Origin of the sequence: Paenibacillus aestuarii (assembly GCF_027789125.1) — a bacterium.
Taxonomy (GTDB): Bacteria; Bacillota; Bacilli; order Paenibacillales; family NBRC-103111; genus Paenibacillus_E; species Paenibacillus_E aestuarii.
Window position 1 is genome coordinate 1 of record NZ_JAQFVF010000044.1, and the last position, 26461, is coordinate 26461.

The following is a 26461-nucleotide window of genomic DNA, read 5'->3' on the forward strand; positions in this document are numbered from 1 at the left end:
AACCCGCTTCGCACTATTACCCTGCCCGCCGCCCGCCACGTGCCCCACCATACCTGTATAGCCAGCCCTTCCCTCACCTCCCCCATTCTTTGTAGATACCACAGAACCAGCTTCCCACTATTACCCCGCCGTCCATTTATCCCATTAGACTGACGCGAGCCTCATTACCAAATACAAAAAGGATAGCCTATTAGCTATCCTTTACCCGACTTATTTAGTTGCAAAATCATTCCTTGCGTCTAAAATACTTTTTTCACCTCTCGTTCCTCTTTCAAAATCTCAACCGCTTCCCTGAAGCGTAGAGAGTGAATGATTTCCCGCTCGCGTAAAAACTTCAAGCCGTCCTGCAAGTCGACGTCATCGGTCATATCGATCAACCATTGATACGTGGCTCTGGCTTTCTCTTCAGCTGCGATATCCTCATATAAATCCGCGATCGGATCACCCTTGGCTTGTATGTATGTAGCCGTCCAAGGAACGCCTCCTGCATTTTGATAAAACAGCGCGTTGTCATGCGAGACATAGTGATCCCCCAGGCCCGCAGCTTTCATTTGATCGGGAGTAGCATCCTTGGTGAGTTTGTACACCATCGTAGCGATCATTTCCAAGTGAGCGAATTCTTCGGTGCCGATGTCCGTCAACAGGCCGATGACTTTATCCGGAATCGTGTAACGCTGATTCAAGTAGCGCAGCGCAGCAGCCAACTCCCCGTCTGCACCCCCATATTGTTCAAGCAGTAATTTGGCCATGTAGGGGTCGCATTTGCTGACTCTTACGGGATACTGCAGCTTTTTCTCATAGATCCACATCTTTACTGCCTCCTCTCACACTTGCCATGGCCATGGCGTCTCAATCCACTGCCAAGGATGTTTGGAATAGGAGTGGCCGAAGGGCATCAGCGGTCCAAATTCCATCTCGAAGTGGTGGGCCATATGCATCCGTTTTTGCGCGAATTGATTGTACTGCTGAATAGCGGCAAAATCATCAGGATGCGTATCCAAATACAAGTTCAATTCAACGAGTACAAAATCAACGGCCTGTAGATCATGCAACTGCTTATAATACGATTCCGGCAATACAGGATGGCTCATGGTCTGTCACTTCCTTCTGCCGGTTTAGCTTCATAAGGCCCGTATAACGCCGGCCAAAGTGTTCCAAGTCTCAGTGCTTCATAAGGACTGAATTGCGGTAATCCCGGAGGCTGAAAAGGGATAAATAATTGCGGCGGTGTATTGTAAAATTTCACTCGAATCGGCGGACACGGATCAAACGGACCGGCATACGGATACCATGCTTTAAACTGTGAGTGCATGCAACTCCCTCCTTTTGTCTCGAACAGACGCCTATAACAAGGCTATGCAGCCCTACTTGACCAACATTCAACTGTTTTCCAAGATTTCTATATTGTATGAAAGCTGTACAACCCTTTACAATAAGGAAAAAGGAATTAAACTTACATAATTAGAAGAAAATGGAGGAAATCACATGTTCAAACAAAAGCTTATTCTCGCTGCTGCTGCCATGCTCATGACAGCCTCCGTAAGCAGCATGATGCCGACAACGCCCGCGTACGCCGCTACAGCCACCAGTTCTTCACTATCGCAAGGAATGTCCAGCAATTCGGTTACCAGCTTGCAAGCCAATTTGAAAACACTCGGATTTTTTACATACCCTACCAATACCGGATATTTTGGCACGATTACAACACAAGCAGTCAAAGATTTTCAAAAGGCTTACAGCTTGCCTGTTACAGGTGTTGCTGACGCAGCAACCCAAACGAGCATTGCCCATGCGTTGACTAAGCGCACTATCATGAACGATGCCATGAATTATGTGCATGTTCCGTATCTCTGGGGCGGCAGTAGTCCGACAGGTTTTGATTGCTCCGGTTTTATTTACTACATGTTCCAGACTCATGGCGTCTCGATTGCCCGTACAACTTCTGCTGCGCTTTACGGAATGGGCACATCCGTCGCTACCGCTAATTTGCAGCCCGGCGACCTCGTCTTTTTTGCGATTGCGACACCAGGCGTTGTGGACCATGTCGGGTTTTATATGGGGAACGGCCAGTTCCTCTCGGCTACACGTTCTGCAGGCATCTACCCGCAAAGTATGAACAGCTCCTATTGGGGACCCAAATATATGGGCGCCAAGCGCGTCTACTAAAGTGCATAAACCAAAAACGCCGATCTTCTATTCGTAGAAGTCGGCGTTTTTTTATAAGAGATCGATAAGTTCATGAATGTTCGAAATAATGGCATGCGGCTTTACATCCGTTTGCGGCGCTTTGCCGTATTTATTGACCCATACCGCCTGCATCCCTACCCGTATCGGCCCCGCAACATCTGCTTCCCAGGAGTCCCCGACAAACATCGTTTCTTCCGCTTGCACCTGAAAGTGATCCAGTGCCAGCTGATAAATTTGCGGGTCGGGCTTGGCCAAGCCGACAACATTCGAGATCCAGACTTGTTCAGACGGGAACAGCTCCATCAGCCCCAGTCGCTCAAGTTTGCCTTCTTGCATATCATGCGGCCCGTTGGTGATAATTCCGAGCTGATAACGTTCCTTCAAGCGGTTTAGCAGCATCTGCACAGCCGGGTCAGGCTGCAAGCTCCTCACATACTCGCGAATATAATTCTGATTGAAATCACTTGCTTCCTCTTCCGTCATTGTGTACTGAAACGCTGCCAGAGCTTCAATCAGCCTGCGGTTGCGGTAAACCTCCACCGTACTGATCCGCTGCTCATACAAGTAATACAGTTCATTGCTATAGTGCTGAAAAGTTTCAAAAAACGCATCCGCATCATACCGGCTTATGACTGGATGTGCTGCGAACAGCTTTTTCAATACGACGTCAAATGTCGTTGCAAAATCAAACAGTGTATCGTCGAGATCGAATAAGATCAGCTTCAAAGCTGTTCACACCTCCAGGATTTTTTAATCCAGCTTAATGTTCAACTTCAACAAACCTGCCTTGCGCATTGCCTGGTAAATAATAACAACCAGTGGTCCGAGAAACAGACCCATAATCCCCATAAGCTCGAAGCCAATGTATAAACTGATCAATGCCGCAAGCGAGTTGATGCCTACCGCATCACTAAGCACTTTGGGCTCGACAATTCTTCGGAAAATGCTAAGAATCAGAAAAAGAACGAGTAAACCGATCCCCATAGCGGTATGTCCCACGATAAACTGGTAGAGCAGCCATGGAATAAAAACCATACCAGTGCCGATTACAGGCACAAACTCCATAATCATAACCAATAACGAAATGGCAAGCGGATAAGGCGCTCCAAGCACAAGCAAGCCGATAAAAGTGATAAGATACGTGAGTACGGCCATGATCAGCTGAGCCCGAATAAAACCGAAGATCGCCCCGCGCAGGTTGACCAGCACGTGCTCCATCTTCCCTTTAGAATGTTCCTCGAACACGGAAAGAAACGAGGTTTTCAGCTTGGGCAAGCTGATTGTGCATAAGTAAAGGGCGATGATGAACACGATCAGCCATACGAACATATTGGGAATTTTTCCTGCAACATTGAGAAAATAGCCTGAAATGCCGCTGATGACACTTGTCAGCGTGCCTGTAATGGTTTCCGTGCTACGTTCCAGCCAGTTCTGCACCTGCTCCGCCACGTCCGGGGGCAGCGACTCATAGAAGCCCTGTGTGCGGGTTACGGCCTGATCCACGTATTTATTGACCTCATCCATGTAGTGTGGAGCTTTACGCCCCAGCTGGATCAATTCGGTGACCACGTTTAAGCCGAGAAAGTAACACAATGCAATTGTAAGCAGCGTAAAGATCGTACTGATCACGGAAGCGGCCGAGAGCCGGTTGACCCGGGTCGCTTTCATCAGCAGCAAAATAATCGGATCGAGAAAAATCGCCGCCACCAGCGCCAGCATGAACGGGAGGCCGATCGTAAACAAACCGTACAATAACAGCAGTCCTAAAGCCATGATAACAACTGTTTTCAATGACATGGATCGAAGCTCCTCCGCCTATTCATTTGCTGGTTTCATAGAACTGTTCTTCGTGATGTGGATGCGCACAATGCGCAGCCGATCGACTTCAGATACTTCAAAAATGTGAGCGCCAAACTCCACCCTCTTGCCTTTAACTGGAGCGCCTTCCAGCTTCTTGAACAGCCAGCCGCCGATGGAATCGACATCTTCGTCTTCGATGTCCAGATCCAGCATATCATTGAGATCCTCAATCAGCACACGCCCATCCACGGACGTGTACTTGTCTTTGACCTCGACACCCGGGCGTTCGTCGATATCGAATTCATCATGCAGTTCGCCGACGATTTCCTCCATAATATCTTCCAGCGTCAGCAGCCCTGCCGTGCCGCCATATTCGTCGATGACGACAGCAAGCTGGGAGTGCCGCTTCTGCATCAACTTCAAAACGCGGCTGACCTCCATCGATTCCGGTACGTTCAAGATCGGTCGAATAAACGTCTTCAAGTCTTGTTCCTCATCCGGGTCACAAGTCAGCAGATCAGCGATGTGTACAAAACCGACGATGTTGTCCTTATCTTCCAACCCGACCGGGTAGCGGGTATGCTTCGTTTCATGCACCATCCTTAAATTTTCGATAAAGCTTAAGTCAAGGAATAGGCAATCCATATCCGTCCGCGGCAGCATCACTTCACGGGCAATCCGCTCGGAAAACTCGAATATGTTATCGAACAGCACCATTTCATCCCGGTCAATGTGGCCGCTTTTCACGCTTTCGTCCATCAGGATGCGGATCTCTTCCTCCGTATGTGCCGCTTCATGCTCACTGGCCGGCTCGACGCCGACCCAGCGCAGAAACGTATTGGCGGCGCCGTTCAGCAGCCAAATGATCGGGCGGAACAGCTTGTAGAAGAAAAGCAGCGGCGCAGAGAGCCATAGCGAGGTAAGCTCGGCTTTTTGAATGGCAAAAGACTTAGGCGCCAGCTCGCCGAGCACAATGTGCATGAACGTAATAAACGCAAAGGACACGATAAATGACAACGTATCGGTAAAGACGGAGGGTTCGATATGCAAGGAATGCAGCAAAGGCTCCATGATCAGTTCCGATACCGCAGGTTCGCCAACCCAACCCAGACCAAGGGAGGCAAGCGTAATCCCAAGCTGTGTAGCCGATAAGTATGTATCCAGTTGCGAGGTGACGGACATCGCATATTTGGCCTTGCCGCTACCTTCATTCACCAGTTGTTGGATGCGGGATTGGCGCACTTTCACAAGGGCAAACTCGGCAGCTACGAAAAAGCCGTTCATCAGCACCAAGGCTACGACCACGATCAGATTCAGTACAACTGCTCCAAAGTCAAAGGAAGTGTGTGTCAAAGCGTCGATCTCCTTTTAAAAAATAAGGAATTAAATAATAGCTTGACGGTTTTTAAAATCAACGTCTTTATAATAAGAATCCGCGACAAGCAAGTTCGGTCCACAGCATGCCGCCTCGCTGCAGAAGCAATTCACCCGCAAGTTCAGCGGATTGTTCTCCCAACGGGCAAAAATCGTATCCAGATCATCATCATGCACATTGCCCAGCGGCGGTTCATTGGCGAAGTCCGTCACATACACGTCACCGGTGAACGTGCTGATATTCAAGCGGTTGCGTCCGTCAGGGTCGTTGCGTACGGTCACATTCGGCTCTTCGCGCAATCTTCGAATCAGCGCGAGATCATCCGCCTGGTCATTGCAGGCGAAGAATGGAAGCGTGCCGAACAGCATCCACATGTCCTTGTTCCGCTCGTCCAGCAGGCGGTGAATGCTGGCGCGCAGCTGTGGCAACGTGACCATCGGCAGATGCGAGGCAAATGAGCTCGGATACATCGGATGTACCTCGTGCCGCCTGCAGCCCATTTCTTCAATTAACCGATGGATGCCGGGCAATTTGTCGAAGGTGCGGGTATTAATCATCGATTCCGCTGAAACATACAAGCCACCTATGCTCAGCGCGATTGTATTCTCAACCATACGCTCATACATGCGGGCCGCGGTTTCGTAACTGATAGGATGGCTTGCATTTACGAAGCCGACTTGATGGAAGTCTTGTGCGTTCAAGTAATTAAACGAGATATGCATGACATCCAAATAAGGCGCCAGCAGCTCGTATCTGGCCAAATCCAGCGTCAAATTGGAGTTAATTTGCGTTCGGACGCCGCGTTCGCGCGCATATTTCAAGATCGGCAGCATATAGTCCTTGACCGTCTTCATATGATAAGACGGCTCGCCGCCGGTCAAACTGATCGTCTCCAAGTGCTCGACTTGATCCAGCTTGCGCAGCACCATGTCCAGCGGCAGGCGCGGCCCCTCCGACATCGTCAAGGAATCGCCAACCGCGCAGTGCTCGCAGCGCATGTTGCAAAGATTGGTAATGGTAAGCTCCACACTGGTGAGCACATGCTTCCCGTACTTTCGATAGGATCGGATCGGATCCCAAGGATCGTACTGGGGAGATAGCTCCGGCAAGAGGGAGCCTGTTTCATTCATATTCATGCTGTTACACCTGACCTATTTCCTAAATATTCATCGTTTTTAACAATTTACTCATATTTACGCCTATACCTATGCCCTATATTGTAACTTATGATTAAGAAAAAAGGAAACCAGCCCCATCGGCCAGAGAGGGCCGAGGGCTAACGCTACCGCAAAGCCCTCGGTGCCGCTGCCCGCGACCTCAGCCATTTGGGCGCCCACCAGTTCGCCCGCCCCAGCAGCTTCATCAACGCCGGCACAAGCATAACACGGATGATCGTGGCATCGATGAGCACCGCCAGACCAAGTCCAAGCCCCAGCGCTTTCATGATCTCAATATCCGTAAAGAGGAAGGAACCGACCACCACGACTAAAATAAAGGCGGCGCTCGTAATCAAGCTGCCGGTTTTCTTCAGGCCTTCCGCTGTGCTGTAGTCATTGTCTCCTGTCGCTTCGTATTCTTCCATCATACGGGAGATGAGAAACACTTCGTAGTCCATGGAGATGCCGAATACAACACAAAAAATAATGACCGGCAGCGTTGCGCTGACATAGCCAATCGATGTAATACGCAGCATATCGGCAAAGTGTCCGTATTGAAACACCAGCACGACGAGCCCAAGGCTGGCGCCAAGGCTCAGCATGTTCATCAGCACCTCTTTCAGCGGCAGCAGGACAGAGCGGAAAGCCCGCAGCAGCACAAGGTAGGTTATTCCCATGACAAAAGAAAGTACCTGCGGAATCTCCCCCTGGATCCGGTCAATGATATCGATTCGGTATGCCGGTCCACCGGTTACGGCGGTCTCTAGGCCGCCCGAATCAAGGCTGCGCAGCTGCCTGACGAGCTCGGATGTCGCCGGGTCATCCGGATCGTACTCCGGCACGACGTTCATCAGCGCCGTATGATCCTTCGCCAGCTTGGCGGCTTCGATCCGCTCCTTGACGCCGGGCTGCTGCAGCAAAGCGGAGAGCTCAGCATCGGAGTGGTTGCCGAGCTGAGTCAGGTAGCTTTGCACCTCTTTGACCCCGGCGATGCCCTTGATCCGCTCCGCATATGCGCGCGCTTCGCGAACCGACGCTTCCTCCCAGATGAGCGCAGCGGAGTGAACCCTGATTTGGATCGGCCCCATCGTTCTTGAATCATAGGCCAGCTTCAATAGATCCGATCCGTATCGAGACTCATAGCTCGGGGGCAGCACTTCCGCGTTAGGAATGTTCAGCTTCATATGGTTGATCGGTATCATGACATAGAGCAGCAAGCCACCGACGATGATGACCAACATGAGCGGCTGCCTCATCACAGCGTAGGCTATCCGTTCCCATAATCTCCCACTGTTTTGCTTGCGAAACCGCCGGGGGACGACCTGCAGCGCATCAATCCGCTGCCCCAAGATAGCGAAGAGCGCGAGCAGCACCGTGTTCGCTACAATCACGGAGATCGAGACGACAATAACGCCGCCTAAACTAAGCGACCGGAAAAAGGTCAAATCCACAAAGAGCATCCCGAGCAGGCCGATCAATACGGCAATGCCGGAGAAAAAAATCGATTTGCCCGCCGTTTGGCTCGTCATCGCCACCGCTTCCGCAATGTTCGGGCGACGCCCCAATTCTTCGCGAAACCGGCTGACGAGGAACAGCGCATAATCGGTCCCTACCGCAAGCCCCAGCATCGTCACCATATTGGGCAAGAAATTGGATAGCGAATGATGCTGCGCGATGAAATATGTAATCCCCAATGTCAGGGTTACGCTCATGAGCCCGACAATCATCGGCAGGACAGCGGCGACCAGTGTGCCGAATACGAATAGCAGCACGGCCAAGGCAATCGGCAGACCGATCGCTTCCGACTTGGCGATGTCCCGCTTGCTGGCAGTCTGCATATCGTACATGATCGCAGGGCCGCCGGTCACATAGACGTTCATCCCCGCAGGCGCGCGCACCCGTGATTTCAATTCCGGGTATTTCTCCAGCGCTGGATCCGTGTCCAAGGACAAAGCTACGGACACCGCCTGCACATCGCGATGTCCTTCGTTACGCGGAGAACTGACGAAGCTGATGTTCTCGACATACGGGAGCTTGCCCAAGTCAGCCAGCTCATCCAGGATCGCCTGCTTCTGGCGCTCCTCCGTCAGATCAAGCCCTTTCCCCGAATAGACGAGCTGGATGACGGTTAACGGCAGGCCTAAGTCGTTACGGAGTCCGGTATCGCCGAGATCCGCTTCGCTGCCTTTGGGCGTAAACCCGTTATCTTTCAGCAATCCGGGTGTTCGCTGGGCAAAGAACGCAAAGCTAAGCAGCAGGACAATACCCGCCGCCAAGACCAGCCAGCGGAAGCGGTACATCGCATAGCCCCAATGCCAGAAGGGGCCTTGGACCTCGGTTTCTTTCATGTCAATCCCCCTTGATGAAAGCCCATAAGCTGCAAAAAGAACCTGGATGTCCAGGTTCTTCAAGTTTGAAAGTTCTATTAGTTTAACTCAAAATAGCATCGGTATGCTTAGATCTGGTAATTCATCTCCAATTTGGATTTCTCCTACCTCCGAAATGAGCACCGACAGCTTCGTGGACAAGTCAATTTCATAAGGTTCTTTCAAGTTCCGGCCCCCTTCGTCCTGCAGGACGCGGACTACGGGCCGATGCGGGATCGCGATGTTGAGCTTCGATACGATCCCTTGCTCGCCAGTGTTCAGTTTGACGGCTATCCCGAGCGGATAAATGGCGATTTTATCACGGAACAACGCGATTTGGCTCTGGTCATACAGCGTAGCGGAGCCTGTGAACAACTGCTCCATTGCTTCATGAGGCAGCAGCGGTCGCCGATATACCCTCGTCGTCGTCATCGCGTCATAGGAATCCACCAAACCGACCCAACGCGCAAACTCGTTGATGTCCACATCATGAAGACCGCGCGGATAACCGCTCCCGTTCATGCGTTCATGATGCTGAAGCGCGCAGTGCGCCGACAAAAGCGGAACGTTCGGCTCATCCTTGAGCAGTTGAAAGCCGTAGACGGTATGATTTTTCATCTCCTCGAACTCTGCGTCTGTGAGCGAGCCTGGCTTGCGCAAAATCTCCAACGGCACTTTCATCTTGCCGATGTCATGCAGCAGCGCCCCCAAACCCAGCGTTTCCAGATTCTCACGGCTGTATCCGAAACTAATCCCCAGCATGATCGCATAGATGCCCACATTCACCGAGTGCTGGAATAAGTAATCGTCCTTAATATTCATATTGTTAAGCATAACCATCGCACCGCGATGTGTGCTGAGATCGTCGATCATCATCTTCATAATATCGCGGAACTTGCGGCCCATATCATAGTAGCTGACCGCGCCGCGTTTATGAGCGTTTTCCGTCACTTTGCGGAACGTATTACGGACTTCAACAATCGCCTTGTTCCGGGTCTCATCGCTTATCATTTCTTCTAGCACAATATCGTCTGTACGCGGATCTGATATATAAACGTAGTCCAAACCATGGCTGAAAAGGCGGTCTATCAACCGCTGGGTAAGTTCTACGTTAACGGCGAGCAATACCATACCATCTTCATTGTATATATTTTTAGCCAGCCTCATGCCAGGGAGACACTTGCTGATCGGCATCAAACGCATTCCAATTCCCTCGCTTATGTCAACATTGTCATTCCTTAACTGTAATAGATTTCCTGCAAAAGTTCAACAAAAAAAACCGCATCTTTCGACACGGTTCGTCAGGTCTTAATGCCTATGAAACAAGCATATAGATGGCAAAAATAATCGCTACGGCAAAACGGTAGTAAGCAAAATATGTCAGCTTCAAGCGTTGCACGAGCTTAATGAACGTAACGACAGCGAGCAGCGCCACGATGAAAGCAACAACAAACCCAACGGCAAAAAAGCCAAAATCGCTTGAAGAAAGGGCATGATAATTTTTCAGGAAATACACGCCTGAAGCGCCGAACATAATCGGAATCGCCATAATGAAGGTGAAATCCGCAGAAGCCGCACGGCTAACACCAGAAAGCATCCCGCCGGCAATCGTCGAGCCGGAACGGGAGAAACCCGGCCAAATGGAAACCAGTTGCCAGAGACCGATGAAGAATGCCTGACGGTAAGTCAGATCGTCCATGACTTCCGTTGTTGGTCGAGCCTTGCTTTTTTCCGCAATGATCATCAAAATCCCGCCGAGGACAAGACCTACGATAACCGTCAAGGAATTAAACAGCTTTTCATCTACAAAATCATTTAAAGCAAAACCTACGACACCAGCCGGGATAATCCCGATTAAAATATGAAGCAAATTCAATTTTCTCCCGGAGCGGCTTTCACTTTTTCTTTTGATCAGACCAAACAAAGATAAAATACGTTTCCAATAAATGACGACAACAGCTAAAATTGCGCCTAATTGGATCACAAAATCGAAGGTTTTCATAACCTCGTCATTTTGTGTGTTCAATAGACTTTGCGTCAAGATCATATGGCCTGTCGAAGAAACCGGTAAAAATTCGGTCAACCCTTCTACAATCCCAATGATTGCCGCTTCAAAAAGAGTATGCATGACTTCCCCCTACAATTGAGAGTTAATGATAGGACTCGTTGTCCATTATTACATTTTACCTGTAATTGGGGACGTGTGACAACTTCTTAATAAAAATTTTATGCTTCCAAATTCTCCTCTGCCTTGGATGCATCCGCAACATCCGTGAACCTTGCTTCACCGCAGGCCGCGATGGCGTTCTCATTCTGCAGCTCTGACGCGAGCACATCACGGATAAACTCAGGAAGCATATATTCCACATTCGTGCCCTTGCTTAAGGATAAATAGCCGGAGCCGAACGTGAACATATCGATCGTGCCGACCACATACTCCCGGTCGGCAAGCAGCGGCTCATCGCCCACCATCACGGAGACGATGCGCGCATAAGGCGGGCGGGAGCTGTCCACGCAGACGCGCAGGCCGTCGACGCACAGTACGCCCAGCACCTCCCCCCGGAAGCCGAACCCGCGGATCGGCTTCTCCACGAACTCGCCAAGCAGCGACTCTTCGAGCGCTTGCAGCAGATCAGCCCCGCTGAGCCGCAGGCGGCAGGGGTTGATCGGCCCCGGGCAGATTTCCAGCAATCTGCCGCGGGTGAGGCGGCCCTCCTTCAGTCCCTGAAGGAGTTGGCCGCTATTGACCAGCCCGATCTCGGCGCTGGTCCAGCGGCGAATCCCCGCGGCAAGCAAGTTGCCGAGCGGGGATTCGCCATACCAATCGAGGCGCAGCGGCTGCCGCAGCCTCGCGACTTCCGCGTCCAGCGCCGCCGAGCTGGACGCGCGGTACTGCGACAGCAGCGCGGTTACGCGGCTGTCGTCCGGCGCGCCGGCCATCGGCTCGACGCGCCCTTGCAGCGAGACGATCCGGCGCTGCGCTGGATCGTAGGCAAGATCGATTCGGCCGGCGTACTGCCCGAACTTGCCGGCCGCGCCGATGTAGGTGCCGCTAATGAAGAGCGGCTCCTCCAGCAAGTGATGCGTATGTCCGCCAAGGATGAGATGGATGCCATCCACCTCCTCCGCCATACGCTGATCTGTCCGCAAGCCGAGATGCGACAGCACGATGAGGATATCGGTTTGCGGGGCCAGCCGGTGAACCTGCGCCTTAACAGCCTCTATCGGGTCGCTGACATGCCAGCCCAGCAAATTGTAATAATCGGGATACGAGACTGTAACTCCGATTAATCCTATCCTCATTCCTGCCTTATGGATAATGAGATAAGGCTGCATCCAATCCGGCGTTCTTCCCGTCTCTCGCTCCAAAATGTTGCTCCCAATCACCGGAAAAGCCGCATGCTCGCGAAAAACAGCGCCAAGCGCATCCGGCGTAAACGTTAAGCCTTCATTATTGCCTACAACCATCGCCTCATAACCGGTTGCGTTCATAATCGCCACATTTGCGACCGCATCTGACCCTTCGGTTTCCGGGCGCATCCGATCCATATGATCGCCAATGTCCAGCGTCAGCACCTGATCGGCAGGCAGCGTATCCCGGACACGGTGGAAATAGGCACTAATCTTGGGCATTTGTTCAAAATGGCTATGTATATCGTTCGTATGTAAAATGACAAGACGTTTCAGATCTTCTGACAAGCCGCTCACCTCCCTGAAGTCGCCTTTCGACTTCCGCTCACCAACCAACATGTCTAATTCTTATGCAGTTTCAGGCGTACTCATTTCTTGAATTTCAAACGCTTACAACGGCGCTGCATGCCTCGCGGGATCCCCGCTTCATTCGCGCTGCAGCGGTTGGTCACTGGATGCGAACCTCGGACGACAAGCCGAAGCTCCTTGATCCTGGCAAAATGCTCCCCCCATTATACCATTGTCCCGTTAAAATATGATATGCTGAGGAGGATTCTACACTATACTATGATAATTCAGGAGCGCAGCTATGCGAATACATATTCGACTTTTTGCAGGTCTGGTCGACTTGCTGGGAACTTCTGTCCTTACCATGGATATCGAACAAGACACCATGACGATCGGAGCGCTGAAGGCAGCGTTAATAGAACGCTTTCCTGCGTCCAACGCGCTCATTTCCTCTTGTTTTTTTGCCAAAAATCAAGCGTATGCAGGCGATCAGGAGACGGTTCAGGAAGGTGACGAACTAGCTTTGATTCCCCCGGTATCCGGTGGACAACCCGCATATTATGTCATCACGGATAAGACGATTGACGTCGCCGAAGTTACGTCGAAGGTGAACCATGCCAACCATGGTGCTTCGCTCGTTTTTGTCGGGACCACACGCGAGATGACCTTCGGGCAGCGCACTGTCCTCTTGGAATATGAAGCGTATGAGCCGATGGCGCTCAAAATGATGGCCGCAATCGGCGACGAAATCGATGAGCGTTGGCCTGGAACGCTGTGCGCCATCACGCATCGACTAGGTGCCGTCGCCATTGCTGAGGCCAGCGTGGTTATCGCGGTCTCCTCGCCGCACCGTGCCGACTGCTATGAAGCGAGCCGCTATGCGATTGAGCGCCTCAAGCAGATTGTGCCCATTTGGAAAAAAGAAATATGGGAAGACGGCTCGGAGTGGAAAGGCAGCCAGACGGGTCCGTGGAATCCGCTCCAGACGCCGGAATCAGGAACGGGAGATGAATGATCGTGGAACATGCTAGCGAACTTGAACAACATATGAGCGTCGATGCTCGCTATTCCCGCCAGGTGCTGTTTGCGCCGATCGGCGAAGAAGGACAGCGCAAGCTTATCGCCGGCAGGGTCGCCATTGTCGGCATGGGCGCGCTCGGCACCGTGCTCGCGAACCATATGGTCAGGGCCGGGGTCGGGTATGTCCGCTTGATCGACCGCGACTTCGTCGAGCCCAGCAATCTGCAGCGGCAAATGCTTTATAATGAACAAGATGCAGCCGGTTCAATGCCGAAAGCGATCGCTGCAGCCAAACAATTAGCGCTCGTGAATTCCCAAGTGGCCATCGAGCCTCATGTGACAGACTTAAACCCTACCAATGCCGAAGAGCTGCTAGGCGGCGTTGACCTTATTCTCGATGGTACCGACAATTTCTCTGTCAGGTTCCTTATCAATGACGTGAGCCAGAAGCTGGGCATCCCTTGGATCTACGGCGGCGCCGTCGCTTCCCGAGGGGTATCCCTGACGATTGTGCCAGGGCAGACCCCTTGCTTACGCTGCTTGTTCCCGCAGGCCCCTGCTGCCGGCACGACGGAGACTTGCGATACCGCCGGTGTCATTGGCGGCATCATTCATGTCGTCGCCTCTCATCAAGCCACGGAAGCGCTCAAGCTGCTTGTCGGCGCGCAGGAGCGTCTCAATCTCCATATGCAGCAATGGGATCTCTGGTATAACCAGACTTCCTCCATCCATGTAGCAGGTGCCCGCAAAGCGGATTGCCCGGCATGCGGGCAAGAGCGCTATGAGTATTTGGATGCCTTGCTGGATAGTGACACGATTCAATCGCTGTGCGGACGCAACTCCGTGCAAATTCATCCCGTCCAGCCCGCCGAGCTGTCGCTCGACGATTGGGAGAAGCGGCTCTCGCCTCTTGGGCCGGTGGAAAAGAATCGCTTCCTGTTAAAATTTCAGCCGAGCGCTGATCTCAACCTTGTCATTTTCCCTGACGGACGCGTGCTTGTCCAAGGAACTGATGATTTAATTCAGGCTAAAAACTTATATAGCCGCTACATCGGCATGTAATTTGTGTGGAAATTCACAAAAAAAGTAGGTCCAGATGCTTATTGTCATCCCTTTTCTCTGCTGATACCATATCCTTATACCTAATATGACATATAGGCCTTGGAAAGGGATACCGATGCGCATTCACGTACTAGAATTAAATATCGGTGACAAGCTAGCATCCGATACTTACAATCATTCTGGACTTCACCTCTTATCCGCAGGAACGATTGTTGATGCGGGTGATATTACGACTCTCGCACGTCACCAAGTGGATTATGTCGACATTGTGCCTAGACAAGCAGAACGCGTAGAGGAAGATGAGACGTTTCATTATCAGATCACATCCGAACAGACTCATTCCTTCCACGCGGCTAACCAGGCCATTAAAGCTCTATTTCAAAGTGCGGCTTTGAACGAATCCATTTCAAGTGAAGTTGTTGAATCCGCTTTCAATGATGTCATGCAAAACTTTAAGGACGAGAAGGATATTGTATCTCTGCTCCTCTGTTTGAACAACCAGGATGAGTATACATATCAACACAGCGTACAAGTTGGCATGCTTTCGTATTATTTGGCCACGTGGCTGGGTAAGCCTGAAAAAGAAGCGCGAATCATCGGGAAAGCGGGGTATCTGCACGATATCGGGAAAAGCAAGGTTGACCCAGAGATTTTGAAAAAGCCGGGTAAGCTGACCGCCGACGAGTTTAGCGAAGTCCAGAAGCATACCATTTACGGCTATGAAATCATTCGCAAGTCGCTTAAAGATGATACGTTGGCCCTTGTCGCCCTTCAGCATCATGAGCGTATGGACGGCAGCGGGTATCCGCTGAAGAAAACCGAAACGCAGATCCATTCTTACGCATCCATCGTTGCGGTTGCCGATATTTATAGCGCCATGATCAGCGACCGCATCTATCAAGAGAAACGGGACCTGCTCTATGTCCTAAAAGAACTGCACCGCATGAGCTTCGGTCAATTGGACCCAAAACTCACGCAGGTGTTTATCCGGAATATGATTCCTAACTTCATCGGGAAAAAAGTTTTACTCAGCGACGGAAGAAAAGGCCTGATCGTGATGACCAACCCTAGCGATTTCTTCAACCCGCTGATCAAAATTAATGAAAACTTCGTCGATCTCTCGATGCTCAAAGGCGTAGAGATCACGTCGATCATCATGTAAATCCTAAATAATCAAGCTGCCAATGGTTAAGGCCATTCCAATATAGACAGCTGCCAATAAAGTACCGACGGCAACATTGCCTTGCTTCAATTGATCGGAAAGCCGGAAGCCTGGCGTCAGCCAATCGAAGACCCAGTATGCGGCAATCAAGCATACATAGCCTACCGCGAACCATAGACTCATATGCCAGATGGAGGAATTCGTATATGCGGCAATGGCAAGTACAATGGCAGTTGCAATAAATTTGCCTCCCATCGTGATGCCCACAGCCACATTGCCCTTATTGATTTCCTCCATATCTCGGTATGGCGTCATCAAACTGAACACGTACATTCCGGCGAATTGCAGAATAACGATAACTAACAAACTAATAATAATATTTATGGCGATCAATCTGCCCACCCCCGGAATTTTGCCATCGATAAATCATAGTCACTGTAATCATGAACTTCCTCGATCACCACGGACACGTTCTCCTTACCCTTAAGCTTCGCGTAGCGTTCCTCCGAAATCGGCTGCTTGACTTTTTGCCCCGTCGGCATGTCAACAACAGCAAAATAGCGAAAATTCCCATCCAGCTCTGTTTTATATTCCCCAACCAAATGCACGTCTGTCTTGATTTCCGTTTTCAAATCCGCCAAATCCTTATCGGCTTCTTCTTTGGTTTTGTACGTTTTAATCGGCTTCCATTGCGAGAGCGTCACGTCGTTCTTCCCTTGATCGTTAGTCGTGAACGCGGCATTCATATAACGAAGCACCCATACTTGATCGCCGGTCGCAAAGTTCTGATCATTCGAAATACGTTCCTGGTTAGGCAAGAGCAGCATGTCACCATCCAGCAAATCCCCTACCTTGGCTTCTTGAATCTGATAATCCCACGGCATATTATTGCTGCCCGCAACGTTCGCGCTTGTTCCTGAATTTCCGGACGCCGTCGATGCCGCGCTCATAGCCGATGGTTTTTTGTGGAAAATCCCCATTATTCCCCAAATCACAAAGATGGCAAAAACAATAACGGCGGCCATTAGCCAAAATCGTGTCTGTTTCAAGTTGATTTCACTCCTATCGCTACAAAGCGGCTTGAATTACCGGTAATCATGCCGCCTGCGCGGCCTAACAAGCCGCAAGGCAGCCCATTCAACACAAAAAGTCCTGTCAGCACATGCATCTCTCCATCCGCAAATCCAAGCTTCGGCAGTTCCGTCCGCTGTTGATATACGCGCTTGAAAAAAATACTCGTATCAAAACCCGCTTCGTCCATTACTTCCAGCTCACCATTCGCATCGAACAGCTGGACGGAACCTCCTTCGCGGCCGAACATCGATTTGGAGACGTAGTTCCCTGACAAAGCCGGCGTTACATAGGTCGCAAGCATATACGTGTCAATTGCGGCATGCTCTTCTTCAGTAAATATCGGATCCCGCTTCTCGTGCAGCTCCCAGATCAGCGCTTGCAGGCCTTTGGATTGCAGAATGATCGCATGCAGCGGATTAAACAGCTCGATGAACCGTTCCTCAATCGCATAGGAAAACGCCTCGCCCCCGTCGTCAATTCCCATCCATTCCTTCGGATACAGGGCGAACATTCGCTCGATTCTCTGATGCTCGCCGACTTTCACAACCCCTTCATCGATCCATAAATCCAAGCAATCGATGCAAGTGATCTCGCGCCCGCTATGACTGACTAAGGCGTCGATAGTGCCGCTATCCTCGACGTGCTGCCCATAGCCCGTACAAGCGGCATAATCCGGTGCTTCCGCTGCCCAGGCGCTGCGGATAAGCTCCTTCATGCCGGCGTTCGGCGAAGCGATGTCATACTGAGCGCACATCCAGGGTGTTGCGATCGACGCTTCCACGTACCCTGTCGGCGTATCGGCGTTCAGCTCCAGCAGTTTGATGCGGCCTGCTTGATCGACGGCAAAATCAAACCTGGCATATCTGCTGATAACTCCCGGCGCAGCCATCTCCAGCCGGTCAAGCCCATCCCACAGCACCTCGGGAATTGACAGCTGCTCGTATAGATCCCTGCGCCCCTTGACACGTCTGGCCGCTTTATCAAAGATGTTCCACAGCAGCTCTGCCGCGCGGAACAGCTCATGATAGGACGCTCGCTCCATCACCAGGAGCTGGTCCATCCAGTAGGCTTCCTCCTCCAGGTCCGCCCACGTGAATCCAAGCTCCGCCAGTTGTCGTACGCGGGCCGCCCGGTCGGGTGAAGGGGTTCCGATGACCTCGTAAACCATCCGAATTAACCTCCCGAGCTGGACGAGGAGGAGGAGCTGAAGCCGCTCGACTTCCCACCGATGCTGCCGCTGGACGTTGAAGTGGACTTCGAGCTTCCGCTGCTCGAGCTGGAACTGCTGCCTGTGCTTACGCTGGAGCTGCTGCCTGTGCTTGTTTTAGCACTGTTTGAAGAGCTCGTGCTGCTGCTTGACGTACTTTTGGTGCTGGTTCCCGTTGTTGTGCTAGCTGACGATTTATTCGTTGAGAACGTCCCCTTGCCGCTGGAAGTCGTCGGCGATTTCGCTACAGACCGGTTGGAGAAGGAATTACCTTGATACGTCTTCGTGACATAAGGGGTATTTGAGCGATAATTATATGTCGTATGATTGCTGACCCAAGTACTGGAGGAATAAGGGCTGCCCGAGTTAAAAATTAGGTGGTACAGCAGCAGGTCATCCCAACCAAACCCGCCGCCATAGCTATGATTTACAATAATCGGCGCAGTCCCGCTGCTTGTGACAGTAGATCCACCGACCGCCGCTGATGGTGTTGGCGAAGGTGACGCGGAGCTGTCCTTCTCCGCTGCCTGAATCGGCAGACTCCAATCTACGGCCGCGTCATAATAAGCTTTCACTTCATCGTTCGACCACTCGACCAGTGACGGCGTCCCTGCAGCAATGGCTGGTGTCTGCGGGTAGATGAACAGTTGGCTGGCTAACAGCAAGCCCACGGATGCTGTCACCACTTTGAACGGCCTCTTCACTCTTCGCTACCTCCTCCATGTCCACCTGCTGTGATTAACAGCAATTCGAATGTGTCATCATCCAAATTGAGTCTTCCCTCTATCATTTCATATTCCTTTTGGTTGATAAGCACATAATTGGCTGACTGCAGCGATTGGATCAACGACTGATCCCATGGACGATCACCAATGTTGCGAAGCTGCCCGCCAGCCAGTTTTTCCATGAATACGATTTTCATCAAGGATCCTCCTCAAAAATGTGACTAATATGTAAAACGCAAGAGCGGGCAATTTGTTTCAAAGTTTTATTAAAAAAGAAAAAAGCCCATCCCGCAGGATCGGCTTTTTCCACCTGTTCTTAAGTTGCAACGCGTTTGGCACGTAAAAATGTTTTCTTCCAGTATGGAATATTGATATTGCTGATTTGAACGCCATTTTTCGGCTCTGGCGAGGCGTGCAGCATTTTATTATTTCCCATGTAAATACCGACATGGCCCACGGTTTTGTTCGTTCTGAAGCGACCGGGCACGTAGAAAAACATTAAATCGCCCTTTCTCAAGCTTTTGCGGCTCACCTGGCTCCCCACTGTTGCTTGCTGGCGTGCAACCCGCGGTAGTTTGACACCATATTTTCCAAATACGTACTGTGTAAAGGTTGAACAATCGAATTTTCCTGTCTGCGGATAAGGCCCTGTGCCGAATTTATATTTTACACCCATGTACTGCTCGCCCTTATTGATCACGGCATTCAGATTGATGTTCTTCAACACAGGAATTGCCTCCGGAGCGACCGACTGCGCCCATACCTCCAGATCTTCTCTGCTCAGATTTTCAATGGACGCCGGATTCGTGGCCGACTCATTCCCCTTGAAAGGATCGTTCGGATCATCAGCAAAATCGAGCTCAGGCGAATTGCTGCTCGGATCCGGATCCGGATCTCCTTCGTGTTCAATCACCGGTATCGTCGTTGGGTGAATACTCACCTGATGCTCCATAACGTCAAAGGACATATCATCTTGAAACAGATCCCCCAAAGCCGATACTGGAATATAGACAGTATCCCCTTCTTTGACAATAGGTTGACTCAAATGAATCACGTTGTCTTCTTTGATGGCTCTATTCGAATTCACGATAAGTTCGAAGTTTGCGTCATTATCGCCAATCATAAGCTTTGATTTCGTAGAATCCCAATCGGTTTGGAATCTCAACAGCTTGATCAAATCATTGGCCGACACATAATTCACGTTTCCTATTGCTTTTATAGGGATAATAGCATTACCACTGGCTGGATTAGTGCTAAGCATATTTACGCCTTGGCCGGCCTGTGACAAGCTTCTCGTGCCTTGTTGAATTGAAGGCGATGCTGCCGGCGTTGTCGGTTTAGGCTGTGCATAGTCGCTGCCGCATCCCGTCGTCGTTGCCAGAATAACGGCCATACCGCCAACTGCTGTTGATTTTAACCTTTTCCACATGGGTTCTCTTCTCCTTTAAGGACATGTTTTGACCTCCTTAGGGTGAGACAACCCTGCTACAAATATGCATGAATTGTGGTAATGTAGGAATAACTAGAAATTGTTAATAAGGATGTGGACTACAATGTACCAGAGCCCTAATCGCTCCGCGCTGCCGTTGCTTAGCGTTATTTTCGGCTTGATCGCCGTTCTTCTCAACGCCTTGTTCTTCGGCATCCCACTCGGCTTCCTCTTCGGGCTGGCAGCGCTTGTATGCGGAATCGTCAGTTACCTGCGTTATGGAAAGAAATATGGTTTGGCTTTATCGCTCATTTCCTTCTTATTGATCGTTCTCTGGGTGCTAAGCATCGCCGTGCCGCTCTGGGTGGATCCAACTTTGCAAATTAAATGGAAATCATGAAGTTTTGAACCATCCTGCTATCCACTTCAAAAAATCCACGGTAAGCGGTACGAGGCCAAAACCGTGATTCCCTATGGGCACGAGCCCATATGCTCTCGCACCAATGGCGACTACCCCCAATGCTGTTTGCCCGATAGCAACAGCCCCTAAAGCTAACTGGCCGATGGCGACTGCCCCAGCCGCAAACCAGCTAGAGATCGCCACTGCGCCTCCAGCCAAATACGTAGCTATCGCGACTGCCCCGATGGACAGCAGCCAGCTGATCGCCACTGCGCCGATTGAGAATACGCCTACGCTCACGGCACCAATGGAGAATACACCGATCGCTACGTCCCCGACGGCAATGAAGCCTACAGCCACCTTTTTGCCACGGCCCCCGCCTGTCCGAATGTTGATAATCGGCATCGCTGGAGATGGCCACTGATAGTCGATCTCCCGCTGATTCCATCCGCGGCTTTCCCACATTCCGTTGAACCATTTCTCGCTTGACATGTCGCTCCCTCGCTTTGCATGCCTGATATCACGGCCGTTATTGCATTTAGCATAGCATACGAGTTAGTTACTCAAAACCGTCCAGGGGAGGCTTGGAAATCAGTCTGGAGACGGATAAACTAACCATTTAATAACAATTACTAACGAACTTTTGTCATATTTTGTTGTTACAATAACTTTACGAAATTGCCCCTTCATTCAGTGAATCCTTGCGTGGTGTTGATTTTTAGGATTCATTTGTATATCGAATTTAAGGAGTTGAGCTATCCGTATGTCAAAAGACAATCAGACTAACGTAATTACGATTTCCGATGACGTCGTGTCAACCATCGCAGGACTTGCCGCACTGGAAACACCAGGCGTTGCAGCCATGTCTGCAGGCATTTCAGAAGGCTTGGCTAAACGGCTGAGCGGCAGAAACATTCAAAAAGGCGTCTCTGTAGAGGTCGGCCAAGTGGAAACAGCCATCCACCTTCGTGTGATTGTCATTTATGGCTCCCGCATTCAAGATGTATGCCGCGAGCTGCAGCAGAATGTTCAGGAAACCATTGAGAATATGACAGGCCTCAAAGTCGTTTCCGTCAATGTAAAGGTTGAAGGTGTATCCTTCAAAGAAGATGAAGATCAAGCAGATGAACGGGTCGCTAAGTAGCATATTGAAAAAGAACAGCCCCACTTGTTGAGAAGATGGGGTTCCCTGCTTTTTGCGACAGCATAAGCAAAAGACTATCAACCTTACATAAATAAGCAACGCAGGATTCTTTTCAAACAACGGATTCCGATAGTTAGTTCAACAAAAGGCGCTTGATGCGCTTTTTGTCTACAGAACGCCTTTTGACGGTTTGTTGCTAGAACCGGGTCCAATGCAAGGGCAAAATAAAAAAATCCGTAGATAATATCTACGGATTTTACACATATATGTGTCGATTAACTCTTAACCAATAGAACCTTCCATCTCGAACTTGATCAGGCGATTCATCTCAACAGCATACTCCATTGGCAGTTCTTTCGTGAACGGCTCAATGAAGCCCATAACGATCATTTGTGTAGCTTCCGCCTCTGTCAAACCACGGCTCATGAGGTAGAACAATTGATCCTCAGATACCTTGGATACAGTAGCTTCGTGCTCCAGCGTAATGTTATCGTTCATGATTTCGTTGTAAGGAATAGTATCCGAAGTCGATTCGTTATCCAGAATCAACGTATCGCACTTGATGTTCGCTTTGGAACCTTGCGAATTGCGTCCAAAGGAAGCCAAGCCGCGGTAAGTTACTTTACCGCCATGCTTCGAGATCGACTTAGATACGATCGTCGAAGTTGTATCAGGCGCCAGATGCGTCATTTTCGCGCCAGCGTCTTGGTGTTGCCCTTTGCCCGCAACGGCGATGGACAGAACCATGCCTTTGGCGCCGCGGCCTTTCAGCACAACAGCTGGATATTTCATCGTCAGCTTGGAACCGATGTTGCCATCAACCCACTCCATAGTTGCATTCTCTTCAGCAACTGCACGTTTAGTAACGAGGTTGTAGATGTTAGGCGCCCAGTTTTGGATCGTTGTATAACGGGCACGGGAATTTTTCTTACATACGATCTCAACCACCGCAGAGTGCAGGGAGTTCGTGCTGTAGATCGGAGCTGTACAGCCTTCTACATAATGCACGAAGCTGTCTTCGTCAGTGATAATGAGCGTACGCTCGAATTGACCCATGTTCTCCGAGTTAATCCGGAAGTAAGCTTGCAGTGGGATTTCGCATTTTACGCCTTTTGGTACGTAAATGAACGAACCGCCGGACCATACCGCACTGTTTAGCGCCGCGAACTTATTGTCGCTAGGCGGGATTACCGTGCCGAAGTATTCTTTGAACAGCTCAGGGTACTCACGAAGCGCCGTATCAGTATCTGTGAAGATAACGCCTTGCTCTTCAAGTTCCTTCTGCATGCTGTGGTAAACGACCTCGGACTCGTACTGTGCAGATACACCTGCAAGGAACTTTTGTTCCGCTTCAGGGATACCGAGTTTATCGAACGTTTCTTTGATTTCTGTAGGCACTTCTTCCCACGTTTTACCTTGCTTCTCGGACGGTTTCACATAGTACTGGATGTCGTTGAAATCCAGATCATCCAGGTTGCCGCCCCAGCGTGGCATCGGCATCGCGAAGAATTGCTCCAAAGACTTCAGACGGAATTGAAGCATCCAGTCCGGTTCGCCTTTCATTTTGGAAATTTCCGCAACGATTTCGCGAGTCAAGCCTTTACCGGATTGGAACACCGCTTTATGTTCGTCTCTAAAACCATATTTATAATCTTCGAGATCTGGCATTTGTTTAGCCATGGTTGATTTCCACCTCTTCTTTCATTACTTTCCGTTCTTTTGCGTCTGCTCAATGCCTTTGCGCAGTGCGTTCCAGGCAAGAGTTGCGCATTTGATCCGAGCCGGGAACTTGTTCACGCCGGATAAAGCTTCGATATCCTCGTATTCAAACTCGGGATGCTCGCCCTTCATCAGGCTTGAAAAGTCTTCAGCCATACGTAGCGCTTCTTCGAGTGTTTTGCCTTTGACGGCATCTGTCATCATCGAAGCGGAAGAAAGGCTGATCGAGCAGCCCTCTCCAAGAAACTTAGCGTTCTTCACGACGCCGCCTTCCACTTGCATCTGCAGCGAAATTTTATCGCCGCAGGTAGGGTTGTTCAGGTCGATCGTCACAGCCTCGTCAGATTCGAATTTCCCACGATTGCGTGGATTTTTATAGTGATCCATAATCACTCTGCGGTATAAATCATCCAATTGCATGACCGAAGTACTCCTTTGTTTTTTGTAAGGCCGCTACAAGTCGGTCAATATCATCTTCTGTATTGTACAGATAAAAGCTGGCCCGCGCGGTAGCCGTCACTTGCAGCCATCTCATCAATGGCTGAGCACAGTGGTGACCTGCCCTGACAGCGACTCCTTCCGCATCCAGTACGGTTGCCACATCATGTGGATGGACATCGCCCAGATTGAACGTTACGAGTCCGGCACGGTTGTTCGTTGGACCATAGACCGTCAGATCTTCGATCTGCGACATACGATCCAGCGCATAATTCGTCAGCTGCATATCGTGTTTAAAAATATTGTCCATTCCGACTTCTTGCAGAAAATCGATTGCCGCGCCTAAACCGACAGCACCGGCGATGATCGGTGTTCCGCCTTCGAACTTCCAAGGCAGTTCTTTCCATGTCGATTCATAAAGATCCACATGGTCGATCATCTCGCCGCCGAATTCAACCGGCTCCATATTTTCCAGCAAAGCCTTCTTCCCATACAATGCCCCGATTCCGGTAGGGCCACACATCTTATGACCGGAAAGCCCGTAGAAATCGCAATCCAAATCCTGCACATCCACTTTCATGTGCGGCGTGCTTTGTGCGCCGTCGACCATCATCTTCGCACCATGTTTATGTGCGATAGCTGCAATTTCTTTCACCGGATTGATCACGCCAAGCACGTTAGAGACGTAGACGACCGAGACAATTTTCGTACGGTCTGTAATGACGTTCTCCACATCGGCGATGGCGATCGAGCCATCCGGCTGTAAAGGAATATATTTCAACGTGGCTCCCGACGCCTTCGCAGCTTGCTGCCAAGGAATCAGGTTGCTGTGATGCTCCATCGGCGTGATGACGATTTCATCGCCTTCACGCAGCGTTTTGGCATAGCTGCTAGCCACGATATTGATGGCAGTCGTTGTACCTCTTGTAAAAACGATCTCCTGTTCGCTGGTGGCGTTAATGAAACGGGCAACTTTAGCGCGTGCCCCTTCATAAGCATCCGTAGCGCGAGAACCCAGTGTATGAACCCCACGGTGTACGTTTGAATTGTCCCACTCATAATAATGCTTAAGTGCTTCTATCACCGTGATCGGCTTCTGGGATGTCGCTGCGCTGTCCAAGTAAACCAGGGGATGACCGTTCACTTCCTGTTTGAGAATGGGAAACAGTTCACGTATCTCGTTTGGTTTCATTGCCCCAGCTTCCTCTCCACTAAGCCTTGCAATTGCTCTTCGATCGCCTTGATCGGAATTTCGGAAACGACAGGCGCCAAGAATCCGTAAATGATGAGGCGCTGCGCGACTTCCTTCGGAATTCCGCGGGACATCAGATAATGCACTTGCTCGGCATTCACTTGGCCTACGCTGGCTGCGTGGCCTGCTTTCACATCGTCTTCATCAATCAACAGAATAGGGTTCGCGTCTCCGCGAGCTTTCGGGCTCAGCATCAGCACTTTCTCCGTTTGCTGGCCGTTACAACCGGTAGCGCCCTTCTCGATCTTCGTGATGCCGTTGATGATCGCAGTTGCGCCATCTCTCATAACCGCGCGTGTAATCATATCGCTCGTGGAAGCTTTGCCCCAGTGAACGGCACGCGTCGTCAAGTTCAGCTTCTGCTCATCCGTACCTACGCAAATGACTTTCGCGTCGGAATCGGAGCCATTGCCTTTAAGAATCGATGTCGTATCGGACATCGTGTTGCCGTAGTTCAGCTCGCCTACAACCCACTGAACCGCGCCGTCGTTCTCGAGAATCGCACGGCGGTAAGTCAAATCTGTTACAGTCTCACCCAAGTTATGAACGGAAGCATACTGCACTTTGGCACCTGGCTTCACGAACACTTCGACGATACCGTTCTGAACCAATTGTCCGCCTGTATGGGAGGACACGAAGTTGTCAACGTAAGTGACCGAGCTGAACTGTTCAGCGACGATCAACACGTGCGGCGCAAAGCTCGCTTCGGCATCATCTGTAACGAAGAGCGCTTGAAGCGGAACTTCGACTTGAACATTTTTCGGTACATACAGGAAAATACCGCCGTTCCAAAGCGCCGCATGAAGAGCCGTCACTTGGTTCTCGTTCGCTTCAACAGCTTTCATGAAGTAAGGCTGCACCAGATCGGCATGCTCTTGCAGGGCTGTTTCCAAATCGGTGAAAATAACGCCTTGCTGCTTAAGCTCCTCAGCTACTTGCTTGTGCACGATGCCGGAGTTGCGCTGTACGATTAGGTTGTTCGGACTTGCCAGCCCTCTTGCTACTTCCGGAAGCTCATCCAGGGAAGAAAGCGGGGCTTGCGTTTTATATGTGCCGTAAGAGGAAACGCTCCAACGGTCGATTCTTGTTTTTTCAAGCTTAGGTAATTCCAGTGATTCGGCAAGCTTAAGCCCTTCTGTTCGAAGGGTTGTCATCCATTCCGGCTCCTGCTTGCTGCGGGAGAGCTCGATGACCGCATTCGAATCGATGGAAAGCGTAGTTTGAGTGCTCATCGTAATCCTCCTG

At 50.6% G+C, this 26461-nt stretch carries 28 protein-coding genes; 6 read left to right on the forward strand and 22 right to left on the reverse strand.

Features of this window, described 5'->3' with window-relative positions:
* Positions 1-239 precede the first annotated feature (239 nt).
* The 3 genes from O9139_RS18565 to O9139_RS18575 are packed head-to-tail and all read right to left on the reverse strand — an operon-like array spanning position 240 to position 1312.
* Positions 240-809 carry a manganese catalase family protein gene (locus O9139_RS18565; RefSeq protein ID WP_270880962.1) on the reverse strand — a complete coding sequence of 190 codons (570 nt, stop codon included), beginning with the start codon at positions 807-809 and terminating at the stop codon, positions 240-242.
* A gap of 15 nt (positions 810-824) precedes the next feature.
* Entirely contained in the window at positions 825-1091 is a 267-nt protein-coding gene (locus tag O9139_RS18570; protein ID WP_270880963.1) for a spore coat protein CotJB, read from the reverse strand.
* A complete protein-coding gene (locus O9139_RS18575; protein ID WP_270880964.1) occupies positions 1088-1312 on the reverse strand; it encodes a spore coat associated protein CotJA in 225 nt (74 codons plus the stop codon). Before O9139_RS18575 ends, O9139_RS18570 begins: the two co-directional genes overlap by 4 nt.
* Positions 1313-1485: 173 nt before the next feature.
* On the opposite strand from O9139_RS18575, the gene O9139_RS18580 reads away from it, so the two are divergent.
* Positions 1486-2166, forward strand: a complete 681-nt coding sequence (locus O9139_RS18580; RefSeq protein ID WP_270880965.1) for a C40 family peptidase — start codon at positions 1486-1488, stop codon at positions 2164-2166.
* A 51-nt stretch (positions 2167-2217) separates the two neighbouring features.
* On the opposite strand, the gene O9139_RS18585 is transcribed toward O9139_RS18580, so the two are convergent.
* The 8 genes from O9139_RS18585 to O9139_RS18620 all read right to left on the reverse strand — a co-directional run bounded on the left by O9139_RS18585 (position 2218) and on the right by O9139_RS18620 (position 12584).
* Positions 2218-2913: an HAD family hydrolase gene (locus O9139_RS18585; protein WP_270880966.1), complete on the reverse strand. Its 696-nt coding sequence runs from the start codon at positions 2911-2913 to the stop codon at positions 2218-2220.
* A gap of 24 nt (positions 2914-2937) precedes the next feature.
* On the reverse strand, positions 2938-3984 hold the full coding sequence (ytvI, locus tag O9139_RS18590) for a sporulation integral membrane protein YtvI (protein ID WP_270880967.1): 1047 nt from the start codon (positions 3982-3984) through the stop codon (positions 2938-2940).
* Positions 3985-4002: 18 nt separating this feature from the next.
* Positions 4003-5349 (reverse strand): hemolysin family protein, encoded by a 1347-nt coding sequence (locus O9139_RS18595; protein WP_270881076.1) that lies wholly within the window; start codon positions 5347-5349, stop codon positions 4003-4005.
* Between the two features lie 21 nt (positions 5350-5370).
* Positions 5371-6498, reverse strand: a complete 1128-nt coding sequence (yfkAB, locus tag O9139_RS18600; RefSeq protein WP_270880968.1) for a radical SAM/CxCxxxxC motif protein YfkAB — start codon at positions 6496-6498, stop codon at positions 5371-5373.
* A gap of 146 nt (positions 6499-6644) precedes the next feature.
* On the reverse strand, positions 6645-8867 hold the full coding sequence (locus O9139_RS18605; protein ID WP_270880969.1) for an MMPL family transporter: 2223 nt from the start codon (positions 8865-8867) through the stop codon (positions 6645-6647).
* A gap of 87 nt (positions 8868-8954) precedes the next feature.
* Complete coding sequence (locus O9139_RS18610; RefSeq protein ID WP_270880970.1) at positions 8955-10088, reverse strand: HD-GYP domain-containing protein; 1134 nt, start codon at positions 10086-10088, stop codon at positions 8955-8957.
* A 112-nt stretch (positions 10089-10200) separates the two neighbouring features.
* Positions 10201-11013, reverse strand: a complete 813-nt coding sequence (locus tag O9139_RS18615) for an undecaprenyl-diphosphate phosphatase (RefSeq protein ID WP_270880971.1) — start codon at positions 11011-11013, stop codon at positions 10201-10203.
* A 98-nt stretch (positions 11014-11111) separates the two neighbouring features.
* Positions 11112-12584 carry a bifunctional metallophosphatase/5'-nucleotidase gene (locus O9139_RS18620; protein WP_270880972.1) on the reverse strand — a complete coding sequence of 491 codons (1473 nt, stop codon included), beginning with the start codon at positions 12582-12584 and terminating at the stop codon, positions 11112-11114.
* A 301-nt stretch (positions 12585-12885) separates the two neighbouring features.
* Between O9139_RS18620 and O9139_RS18625 the strand changes: the two genes are divergently transcribed.
* The 3 genes from O9139_RS18625 to O9139_RS18635 all read left to right on the forward strand — a co-directional run bounded on the left by O9139_RS18625 (position 12886) and on the right by O9139_RS18635 (position 15828).
* Positions 12886-13599: a molybdenum cofactor biosynthesis protein gene (locus O9139_RS18625; RefSeq protein WP_270880973.1), complete on the forward strand. Its 714-nt coding sequence runs from the start codon at positions 12886-12888 to the stop codon at positions 13597-13599.
* Between the two features lie 32 nt (positions 13600-13631).
* Positions 13632-14666: a ThiF family adenylyltransferase gene (locus tag O9139_RS18630; protein ID WP_270881077.1), complete on the forward strand. Its 1035-nt coding sequence runs from the start codon at positions 13632-13634 to the stop codon at positions 14664-14666.
* Positions 14667-14781: 115 nt separating this feature from the next.
* The gene (locus tag O9139_RS18635) at positions 14782-15828 is read left to right on the forward strand and encodes an HD-GYP domain-containing protein (RefSeq protein ID WP_270880974.1); all 1047 of its coding nucleotides are present in this window, start codon (positions 14782-14784) and stop codon (positions 15826-15828) included.
* A 3-nt stretch (positions 15829-15831) separates the two neighbouring features.
* Here O9139_RS18635 and O9139_RS18640 read toward each other — a convergent pair whose 3' ends face one another.
* The 6 genes from O9139_RS18640 to O9139_RS18665 all read right to left on the reverse strand — a co-directional run bounded on the left by O9139_RS18640 (position 15832) and on the right by O9139_RS18665 (position 20263).
* Positions 15832-16221 (reverse strand): DUF350 domain-containing protein, encoded by a 390-nt coding sequence (locus O9139_RS18640; RefSeq protein WP_270880975.1) that lies wholly within the window; start codon positions 16219-16221, stop codon positions 15832-15834.
* Positions 16218-16877, reverse strand: a complete 660-nt coding sequence (locus tag O9139_RS18645; protein WP_270880976.1) for a hypothetical protein — start codon at positions 16875-16877, stop codon at positions 16218-16220. The genes O9139_RS18640 and O9139_RS18645 overlap by 4 nt, the downstream gene beginning before the upstream one ends.
* Positions 16874-18070, reverse strand: a complete 1197-nt coding sequence (locus O9139_RS18650) for a glutathionylspermidine synthase family protein (RefSeq protein ID WP_270880977.1) — start codon at positions 18068-18070, stop codon at positions 16874-16876. Before O9139_RS18650 ends, O9139_RS18645 begins: the two co-directional genes overlap by 4 nt.
* A gap of 5 nt (positions 18071-18075) precedes the next feature.
* Positions 18076-18813, reverse strand: coding sequence for a hypothetical protein (locus tag O9139_RS18655; RefSeq protein WP_270880978.1), 738 nt, complete (start codon positions 18811-18813; stop codon positions 18076-18078).
* Positions 18810-19031, reverse strand: a complete 222-nt coding sequence (locus O9139_RS18660) for a hypothetical protein (RefSeq protein WP_270880979.1) — start codon at positions 19029-19031, stop codon at positions 18810-18812. The genes O9139_RS18655 and O9139_RS18660 overlap by 4 nt, the downstream gene beginning before the upstream one ends.
* Positions 19032-19150: 119 nt before the next feature.
* Positions 19151-20263, reverse strand: a complete 1113-nt coding sequence (locus tag O9139_RS18665; protein ID WP_270880980.1) for a C40 family peptidase — start codon at positions 20261-20263, stop codon at positions 19151-19153.
* A gap of 124 nt (positions 20264-20387) precedes the next feature.
* Between O9139_RS18665 and O9139_RS18670 the strand changes: the two genes are divergently transcribed.
* The gene (locus O9139_RS18670; protein ID WP_270880981.1) at positions 20388-20663 is read left to right on the forward strand and encodes a hypothetical protein; all 276 of its coding nucleotides are present in this window, start codon (positions 20388-20390) and stop codon (positions 20661-20663) included.
* Here O9139_RS18670 and O9139_RS18675 read toward each other — a convergent pair.
* Complete coding sequence (locus tag O9139_RS18675; protein WP_270880982.1) at positions 20658-21155, reverse strand: hypothetical protein; 498 nt, start codon at positions 21153-21155, stop codon at positions 20658-20660. The genes O9139_RS18670 and O9139_RS18675 overlap by 6 nt on opposite strands.
* Positions 21156-21426: 271 nt before the next feature.
* Here O9139_RS18675 and O9139_RS18680 point away from each other — a divergent pair, with 271 nt between their 5' ends.
* The gene (locus O9139_RS18680; protein WP_270880983.1) at positions 21427-21807 is read left to right on the forward strand and encodes an Asp23/Gls24 family envelope stress response protein; all 381 of its coding nucleotides are present in this window, start codon (positions 21427-21429) and stop codon (positions 21805-21807) included.
* 282 nt (positions 21808-22089) lie between these two features.
* Here the strand turns inward: O9139_RS18680 and sufB are convergent, their stop codons facing one another.
* The 4 genes from sufB to sufD are packed head-to-tail and all read right to left on the reverse strand — an operon-like array spanning position 22090 to position 26448.
* The gene (gene sufB / locus O9139_RS18685) at positions 22090-23487 is read right to left on the reverse strand and encodes a Fe-S cluster assembly protein SufB (RefSeq protein WP_270880984.1); all 1398 of its coding nucleotides are present in this window, start codon (positions 23485-23487) and stop codon (positions 22090-22092) included.
* A gap of 24 nt (positions 23488-23511) precedes the next feature.
* On the reverse strand, positions 23512-23946 hold the full coding sequence (gene sufU / locus O9139_RS18690; RefSeq protein ID WP_270880985.1) for a Fe-S cluster assembly sulfur transfer protein SufU: 435 nt from the start codon (positions 23944-23946) through the stop codon (positions 23512-23514).
* Positions 23933-25156, reverse strand: a complete 1224-nt coding sequence (locus O9139_RS18695; protein ID WP_270880986.1) for a cysteine desulfurase — start codon at positions 25154-25156, stop codon at positions 23933-23935. Before O9139_RS18695 ends, sufU begins: the two co-directional genes overlap by 14 nt.
* Entirely contained in the window at positions 25153-26448 is a 1296-nt protein-coding gene (gene sufD, locus O9139_RS18700; RefSeq protein ID WP_270880987.1) for a Fe-S cluster assembly protein SufD, read from the reverse strand. Before sufD ends, O9139_RS18695 begins: the two co-directional genes overlap by 4 nt.
* Positions 26449-26461: the final 13 nt, after the last annotated feature.

Bases quoted from the DNA above. Each gene is read 5' to 3' on its own strand.
- O9139_RS18565 (WP_270880962.1), bottom strand. From the start codon at position 809: ATGTGGATCTATGAGAAAAAGCTGCAGTATCCCGTAAGAGTCAGCAAA.
- O9139_RS18570 (WP_270880963.1), bottom strand. From the start codon at position 1,091: ATGAGCCATCCTGTATTGCCGGAATCGTATTATAAGCAGTTGCATGAT.
- O9139_RS18575 (WP_270880964.1), bottom strand. From the start codon at position 1,312: ATGCACTCACAGTTTAAAGCATGGTATCCGTATGCCGGTCCGTTTGAT.
- O9139_RS18580 (WP_270880965.1), top strand. From the start codon at position 1,486: ATGTTCAAACAAAAGCTTATTCTCGCTGCTGCTGCCATGCTCATGACA.
- ytvI (WP_270880967.1), bottom strand. From the start codon at position 3,984: ATGTCATTGAAAACAGTTGTTATCATGGCTTTAGGACTGCTGTTATTG.
- yfkAB (WP_270880968.1), bottom strand. From the start codon at position 6,498: ATGAATATGAATGAAACAGGCTCCCTCTTGCCGGAGCTATCTCCCCAG.
- O9139_RS18605 (WP_270880969.1), bottom strand. From the start codon at position 8,867: ATGAAAGAAACCGAGGTCCAAGGCCCCTTCTGGCATTGGGGCTATGCG.
- O9139_RS18610 (WP_270880970.1), bottom strand. From the start codon at position 10,088: ATGCGTTTGATGCCGATCAGCAAGTGTCTCCCTGGCATGAGGCTGGCT.
- O9139_RS18615 (WP_270880971.1), bottom strand. From the start codon at position 11,013: ATGCATACTCTTTTTGAAGCGGCAATCATTGGGATTGTAGAAGGGTTG.
- O9139_RS18625 (WP_270880973.1), top strand. From the start codon at position 12,886: ATGCGAATACATATTCGACTTTTTGCAGGTCTGGTCGACTTGCTGGGA.
- O9139_RS18630 (WP_270881077.1), top strand. From the start codon at position 13,632: ATGAGCGTCGATGCTCGCTATTCCCGCCAGGTGCTGTTTGCGCCGATC.
- O9139_RS18635 (WP_270880974.1), top strand. From the start codon at position 14,782: ATGCGCATTCACGTACTAGAATTAAATATCGGTGACAAGCTAGCATCC.
- O9139_RS18650 (WP_270880977.1), bottom strand. From the start codon at position 18,070: ATGGTTTACGAGGTCATCGGAACCCCTTCACCCGACCGGGCGGCCCGC.
- O9139_RS18660 (WP_270880979.1), bottom strand. From the start codon at position 19,031: ATGAAAATCGTATTCATGGAAAAACTGGCTGGCGGGCAGCTTCGCAAC.
- O9139_RS18665 (WP_270880980.1), bottom strand. From the start codon at position 20,263: ATGTGGAAAAGGTTAAAATCAACAGCAGTTGGCGGTATGGCCGTTATT.
- O9139_RS18670 (WP_270880981.1), top strand. From the start codon at position 20,388: ATGTACCAGAGCCCTAATCGCTCCGCGCTGCCGTTGCTTAGCGTTATT.
- O9139_RS18675 (WP_270880982.1), bottom strand. From the start codon at position 21,155: ATGTCAAGCGAGAAATGGTTCAACGGAATGTGGGAAAGCCGCGGATGG.
- O9139_RS18680 (WP_270880983.1), top strand. From the start codon at position 21,427: ATGTCAAAAGACAATCAGACTAACGTAATTACGATTTCCGATGACGTC.
- sufB (WP_270880984.1), bottom strand. From the start codon at position 23,487: ATGGCTAAACAAATGCCAGATCTCGAAGATTATAAATATGGTTTTAGA.
- sufU (WP_270880985.1), bottom strand. From the start codon at position 23,946: ATGCAATTGGATGATTTATACCGCAGAGTGATTATGGATCACTATAAA.
- O9139_RS18695 (WP_270880986.1), bottom strand. From the start codon at position 25,156: ATGAAACCAAACGAGATACGTGAACTGTTTCCCATTCTCAAACAGGAA.
- sufD (WP_270880987.1), bottom strand. From the start codon at position 26,448: ATGAGCACTCAAACTACGCTTTCCATCGATTCGAATGCGGTCATCGAG.